Source organism: Larkinella sp. C7, from assembly GCF_006149005.1.
Classification (GTDB): domain Bacteria; phylum Bacteroidota; class Bacteroidia; order Cytophagales; family Spirosomataceae; genus Larkinella.
In genome coordinates this window covers 1-245 of record NZ_VBSL01000098.1, presented here as the reverse complement: position 1 = coordinate 245, position 245 = coordinate 1, and positions in this window count along the sequence as shown.

The following is a 245-nucleotide window of genomic DNA, read 5'->3' as shown; positions in this document are numbered from 1 at the left end:
TCACCGTCTGCAACCCACGCCATACCCCCTTGGAAAATAGGGTATTTAATATTCAATAATTCCGTAATTCGAGTTTTCATATAATTACTTACCTTTTTATATGTTATAACAATCCAACAACTTTGACCCTCAAAGTTTGAATATCAAAGTATTGGCCTAAAGAAGAAGGCGGATGAGTTGCCTCGTCCACCTTGCAGCCTAGCGTACTATTCAGAAGAACTAAGACGTTTCAAGGCTACACCTTC